The sequence below is a fragment of the uncultured Mailhella sp. genome, assembly GCF_905187505.1.
In the GTDB taxonomy this organism is placed as follows: Bacteria; Desulfobacterota; Desulfovibrionia; order Desulfovibrionales; family Desulfovibrionaceae; genus Mailhella.
Window position 1 is genome coordinate 1 of sequence record NZ_CAJJIC010000143.1, and the last position, 5,585, is coordinate 5,585.

The window sequence follows — 5,585 nt, forward strand, 5'->3', positions numbered from 1 at the left end:
GGAACACATGACGAGGGCGGGCCGCAACAGGACACCGGGACGCCTCTCCCGGAACAGTCATGAAACAACCTGCATTTTCAGGATGTCCTCTAACGTTCGTCAGGAAAAAAGGCAAGCCGGCATCTTTTTGTTCCGGTGTCCCTCACCGTTTTCAGGCTGCAACATCGCTACACGCGGACAATATAATGCTCCTTGCGCGGCTTGGCAGGCGCTTCGCCGCCTTCCGCAGCATAGCCGAGGGCGCAATGTCCCACGCCGACGTAGTCGCCCTCAATGCCCCAGCTTTTGAGCATGGCCTTTCCTTCTTCGGACTCAAACGTCTCCTTCGCACGATGAATCCAGCAGGAGCCCACCCCAAGAGCATGCGCGGCAAGCATGAGATTGCCCATGACGAGAGCCCCGTCCTCCTTGAAGGTAGGCCGGCTTCTGTCGGCAAGTACGATGACCACCGTGGGAGCACCGTAGAAGGGATCACTGTTCACGCCGAGAATGGCGGCGTTCATTTTGGAGAGCTTCTCGATGACGGCCTTGTCCTGCACCACCACCATGACGGGAGACTGACTGCCGTGACCGGTAGGAGCCCAGGTTCCTGCCTCCAGAATGGCGTTCAGCTCTTCCTCGGCGATCTGGCGGGACTGGAACTTGCGGCAGCTGCGACGAGTTTTGATATCCTGCAAAGTTTCTTTCATTTTTTGTCTCCTTGAATGTTTCCGTCCGAAAGCGCGTTTTCTTTCGGAACGTTCTTCATTTTCCCCTCTTTTCCCTGTTTAGGCAAGAAGAGGAACACGTCAGCAAAAAATGCCCGGCAGCCTGTCCTAAGCTTCGGGAAAAAGGAACTCCCTGCTTTTTCTTGACAGTGCCGCCGGTTCCTCTACAATACCCAGACACCTTCCTTCAGGAATTGCCGAGGTTCCATGTTTCAAATCAATCTGCTTGATACCGCCCTGCTGATCATTCTGCTTTTCTTCAGCGTCAAGGGGCTGATACGGGGGCTCGTTCAGGAGGTTGCCGGACTGCTCGGCGTTGCCGCCGGCATCGTGCTTGCCCGCACGTTCAGCGCCCAGTTCGCCCCCATCCTTACGCAATACGGCGTTTCCGCCGGTTTTGCTCCCATGCTTTCCATGGCGCTGCTGTTCGTGGCTGGCATTCTTGTGGTCGGTCTGGCGGCCCATGCGCTCCACAACATGCTTGAGTCCGCCTTTGCCGGAGGCATCGACCGAATGCTCGGTCTGCTTGCCGGTCTGGCCAAGGGTCTGCTTTTTGCCGGCGTCATCGGCTACATTGCCATCCGCCTGCTGCCGGACGTGGACGTGGTCAGACACTCGCAGGTGCTGCCCCCGCTCATGCGGTTCATCCAGGCCATTGCCGGATCTCTCGACCTCCACATTCCTCAACTGTAGCTTTCGCGCTTCATCTTCAAACGGAGTTCATCATGAACGAGCAGGAACAGCTTCTTCGTTTTCAAAACGTCATCGACCAGCTCATAGACCCTGAAAAGGGCTGCCCCTGGGACAAGGAACAAACCCCTGTCTCCATGTGCGAATATCTCATTGAAGAATGCCATGAGCTGGTGGACGCCATTCGTTCCGGCAAGCCCGGCCATGCCTGCGACGAGATGGGAGATCTGCTCTTCGTGCTTCTGCTCATGGCACGCCGCTTCGAGCTGTCCGGCCAGTTCTCTCTCGGCGACGCGCTGAAAATGGGAGCGGACAAGATGGTTCGCCGCCACCCCCATGTGTTTGGCGAAAACCATTGCGAAAGCATGGACGAACTCATGAAAAACTGGGCGGCCATCAAAAAGGCGGAAAAGGAAGCCGAAGGTTCCGAATCGAAGGGCGTGCTTTCTTCCGTTCCCTCCGGCCTGCCGCCTCTCACCAAGGCCTATCGTCTGCACGCCAAGGCCGCCGGCGCGGGTTTCACCTGGGACGACGACGAAGAGGTGGAGCGTCAGGTGGAAGCCGAGTGGCTGGAACTGCTCGATGCCAGAGCCTCGGGCAGCGACGCAGCCAAGGAACATGAGCTGGGCGACATGATCTTCACGCTCGTGGAGCTGGGGCGCCGCATGGGCGTCAAGGCCGGTTCCGCCGTGGACTTTGCCGCCAACCGGTTCAGAACCCGCTTTGAAGCCATGGAAGAGCTTGCCCGGGCACGCGGACTTGACTTCAAAGCCCTCAGCCTGGACGAAAAGGATGAGCTCTGGAACGAAGTGAAGGCCGCCGAACCTGAAGAAGATCGCGGAGCAGCCGTGGATTTTGCCGCTCCCCGTGAAAATCCTGAAGCATAATGCAAGACACGGCTTCAGCGAGGCTGTGCGCATGAAAAGGTTTTCTCCTGCTCTGATTCTGTCCGTCATGGGTCGACTGGCCCGGTGCATCATGCTGTGCTCCCTGACGGCGTCTCTGCTTGCGCCGTGCGCCGAAGCCAGACAGAACAGCCAGACCATATACGCCGGTTACCGGACACTCTCCTCCAGTCTTCCCGCCCAGAGACTCATGATCCACATGGGGGTCTGGTATCCTACAAGGCGCAAGTCCGGCACGGTAAAGACCGGAGACTGGAGTTTTCGGGCCGCGCGCAATGCCCCCGTCATGGAAGGGCCGTGGCCGGTCGTCATCCTTTCCCACGACGTCACGGGATCGGCCTGGGCGCATCACGACATCGCAGCGGCGCTGGCCGCCCGAGGCTTCATCGTGGCTGCTCCCACCCACGATCATGACAACGGCGAAGACATGACGCTGCTTTTTTCCGACAGGGAGCTGCCGATCCGGGCACTCCAGCTCAGAGCCGCGCTGGACGTCGTTCTCGAACATCCGCAGATAGGAAAGCAGGCGGACGCGTCGCGCATCGCCTTTCTCGGCTTCGGCATGCCGGCATCCGCAGGCCTTCTTCTGGCCGGCGGGCAAATGACGCCGGATGCCTGGCCAGGATTCTGTCAGGCAAGGACTCCGGATCAGGACATTCCGGAAGGACCTCTGGAACTTCCCGACAAAAGTTCCCAGACGTCGCCTGCCGCTCCCGTTCTGCCCGACATACGGCCGGACAATGCCGTTCCGCCCATCTCTCTTCCGCAGGCCGTTCCGCCGAAACCGCATGCGGACAACGACAGGCCGAACGTCTCGAACCGGGGAACCCTTCAGAATTTTTTTGTGTCACCCGCCATGGCTGACGAAGCGTTGTCGCCGGACGTACGTTCTCTTCTGCGCCCGATCGACAGCCCATGGTGCTCGCCCTTTCTCGCGGGCAAAATGGACGAGCTTGTGGCCGGCATGAAAAATCGCACGCTGGAAAGAGAAGAAAAAACCGTCATGATGCATACCGCCGTGGCCGCCAGAGAACAGCTTTTCCGCCGTCTCTCCGACTCCGTGGCGCGCAGCCATCAGCGGCAGCTGCGTCTTGCCAAGGCCCGCGGCATCCCGACGCCCCCCGTAGCGCTGCCGCTTCTGCCGCCGCTCTCTCACAACAGTCCCGTGGCCGACGGGCGCTTCCGAGCCATGGCCTTCGTCTCTCCCGGCTTTTCCATGCTTTTCAACGAAGAAAGTCTTTCCGCCGTAAGCATTCCCTGTCTTTTCATCGGCGCTGAAACGGAACGCTGGAACAGGCCTTCCGAACAGGCGGAACGTTTCGCGGCCATGATGAACAACAAACCGGAATACATGCTTCTGCACCATGCAGACGCACCGGCTCTCCAGGCCGCTTGTCCAGAATCCGACCCTGCAGGACCTCTGGCTTCCCTGTGCGACAGCGTCGATGATGAAACGCGCGAAGCCGTTCACGCGCGTCTCGTTTCCGTTCTGCAGGAGCTTTTCAACCGGGTCATGGACAGGAGCGCTCTGCCGTAGAAGAAACAGGAAGAAAACGCTCCCCTCGGGAGACAAAAAAGGCGGTTTCTTGAAAACCGCCTTTTTTGTCTCATAAAGCGTCAGTTCAGCCCAGCAGTCGTTCCGCCAGCGGCATGAAATCAAGAGGCCAGCAGCTTTCAGGCCGGGGCTGCGGCACATCCTCGCGATCGGGAGCAGGACGACAGGCAAGCACGGCGTCCGCCCACTGCTGAGGGAAGGAATCAATGTCCAGCGCCGCGCCGAGAAGCGCTCCGGCAACCGCGCCGTTGGCTGCGGCATCTCCTCCCTTCATGACGGTATCTCGCACGCCCGCTCCGGCATCGGCGGCATGAAGGAGCTGCCAGAAACCGTTCTGCAGCGCGGTGAGCACATGGCTCATTTCATTCTGGTATTCCTCAGGGCGCTCCCGTTCCGCCCGTTCAAGACAGAGCCTCACCCGTTCCGCATCTGATTCAGAAATGTCGTCACACCAGACCGGCAGCGCTTCCGCCACTGCCATGGCAGCCTTCCACATGCCCGTTCTGGAGCCGCTCCGTATGCCGTAGGCAAGGGCGGAAACATAGGCGGCACCTGCAACGCGGCACAAAGGATGCGGATTGGTCAGCGCCGCATCGTCCATGGCCATGCGGGCAAGAGCCTTCATGCCCTCATCCTCAGCCATGGCCTTCATGTCGGGCTCTCCTCCATCATCACACGGAAGCGCCGCTTCCGGCACAAAGCGGACGCCGAACACGCCGAGCGGACTTTCGCGCATGAGTCCGCAATTGGCTTCACTTCGGGCATCGGGCCTGCCGTGCAGCGCACGAAAGACCGAATGGGCAAAATCCACAGGATGACTGCCGAGCCAGGTCTTGTAGGCGGCAAACACATGATCGGCGCAAAACGCTCCGTCTCTGACGAGCGTTCTGGCCAGAGCCAGCGCCATTTCCGAATCGTCGGTGGGCTGACCGGGCAACGTGCGGTACAGGAGACTGCCCTCAAGCTCATCCATGCCTGCAGGGTAAAGCGCCCTCACCTTTTCCTCGTCCTTGAATTCCACCTGGCTGCCCAGAGAGTCTCCGGCGATCTGGCCGAGCAGGCATCCCCAGGCACGACGTATTTCATCGGCACTTCGTTTCATGACAACTCCTCTCAAAAATTCATGGAACGGCGGCACATCATCCCCATTATTCGGCCGCTTCCGCCTGTTCCGCCTCGCCGCTCTGCTCCATCTGCGACGCCTGATCGCTGATGGAGGGATATTCCTCGCTCTCAAGGTACAAGGTACAGTAGGAAGTCTGCTTGCCGGCATCCGTCTCGGAGCCGGCAAGAAAAACGTACGCTGCCCCGGGCCTGTCCGCATCGTTCCCGGCCCCGGCAAAGTTCCACTCAAGCACTTCCAGACCGCCCTCGTCGGCCAGATAGCCGCGCAGGTCGTCTCCGGCATCCTCGATGTCCTCCAGATTCAGCGACGGCTCGCCGTACTTCTTCACCAGCTCATCCTTCAGACTTTCCAGCACCCCGAGCGTCGAAGCCCCGTTCTCACTGGGATCATCAGGGGAAGATGCCATGATGCGTATGATCCTGCCCTGAAAGGTATCCACCGCATAGGTATCAAAGCGGGAATCGGGCGACGGCGGCGTAACCTCGTACATCTTGAGCTGCCACCGTTCGGAAACGGGCTGCGCCCCGTGTTCGTACCCGCTCAGATCGGCTCCGAGTTCCAGTCCGAAGGCTCCCGCCGCGAACACCGGCGCCGCGCCGAAC

Annotated in this window: 6 protein-coding genes; 3 read left to right on the forward strand and 3 right to left on the reverse strand. The window is 59.9% G+C overall.

Going from position 1 to position 5,585, the window contains the following annotated elements; all coding sequences use genetic code 11:
• Positions 1-167 precede the first annotated feature (167 nt).
• Positions 168-689 carry a nitroreductase gene (locus QZZ60_RS10250; protein WP_295641119.1) on the reverse strand — a complete coding sequence of 174 codons (522 nt, stop codon included), beginning with the start codon at positions 687-689 and terminating at the stop codon, positions 168-170.
• A 225-nt stretch (positions 690-914) separates the two neighbouring features.
• Between QZZ60_RS10250 and QZZ60_RS10255 the strand changes: the two genes are divergently transcribed.
• From QZZ60_RS10255 to QZZ60_RS10265, 3 genes are read left to right on the forward strand one after another with little or no spacing between them, the layout of a single operon-like run.
• Positions 915-1,400, forward strand: coding sequence for a CvpA family protein (locus tag QZZ60_RS10255; RefSeq protein WP_295641121.1), 486 nt, complete (start codon positions 915-917; stop codon positions 1,398-1,400).
• A gap of 32 nt (positions 1,401-1,432) precedes the next feature.
• Entirely contained in the window at positions 1,433-2,284 is an 852-nt protein-coding gene (gene mazG, locus QZZ60_RS10260) for a nucleoside triphosphate pyrophosphohydrolase (protein WP_295641123.1), read from the forward strand.
• Positions 2,285-2,315: 31 nt separating this feature from the next.
• Positions 2,316-3,839: a hypothetical protein gene (locus QZZ60_RS10265; protein ID WP_295641125.1), complete on the forward strand. Its 1,524-nt coding sequence runs from the start codon at positions 2,316-2,318 to the stop codon at positions 3,837-3,839.
• Between the two features lie 85 nt (positions 3,840-3,924).
• On the opposite strand, the gene QZZ60_RS10270 is transcribed toward QZZ60_RS10265, so the two are convergent.
• Positions 3,925-4,959 (reverse strand): ADP-ribosylglycohydrolase family protein, encoded by a 1,035-nt coding sequence (locus QZZ60_RS10270; protein WP_295641127.1) that lies wholly within the window; start codon positions 4,957-4,959, stop codon positions 3,925-3,927.
• A gap of 46 nt (positions 4,960-5,005) precedes the next feature.
• On the reverse strand, positions 5,006-5,585 hold a 580-nt coding region (locus QZZ60_RS10275; protein WP_295641129.1), incomplete at its 5' end, for a hypothetical protein.

Coding starts and splice junctions, on each gene's coding strand:
- QZZ60_RS10250 (WP_295641119.1), bottom strand. CDS start 689: ATGAAAGAAACTTTGCAGGATATCAAAACTCGTCGCAGCTGCCGCAAG.
- QZZ60_RS10255 (WP_295641121.1), top strand. CDS start 915: ATGTTTCAAATCAATCTGCTTGATACCGCCCTGCTGATCATTCTGCTT.
- mazG (WP_295641123.1), top strand. CDS start 1,433: ATGAACGAGCAGGAACAGCTTCTTCGTTTTCAAAACGTCATCGACCAG.
- QZZ60_RS10265 (WP_295641125.1), top strand. CDS start 2,316: ATGAAAAGGTTTTCTCCTGCTCTGATTCTGTCCGTCATGGGTCGACTG.
- QZZ60_RS10270 (WP_295641127.1), bottom strand. CDS start 4,959: ATGAAACGAAGTGCCGATGAAATACGTCGTGCCTGGGGATGCCTGCTC.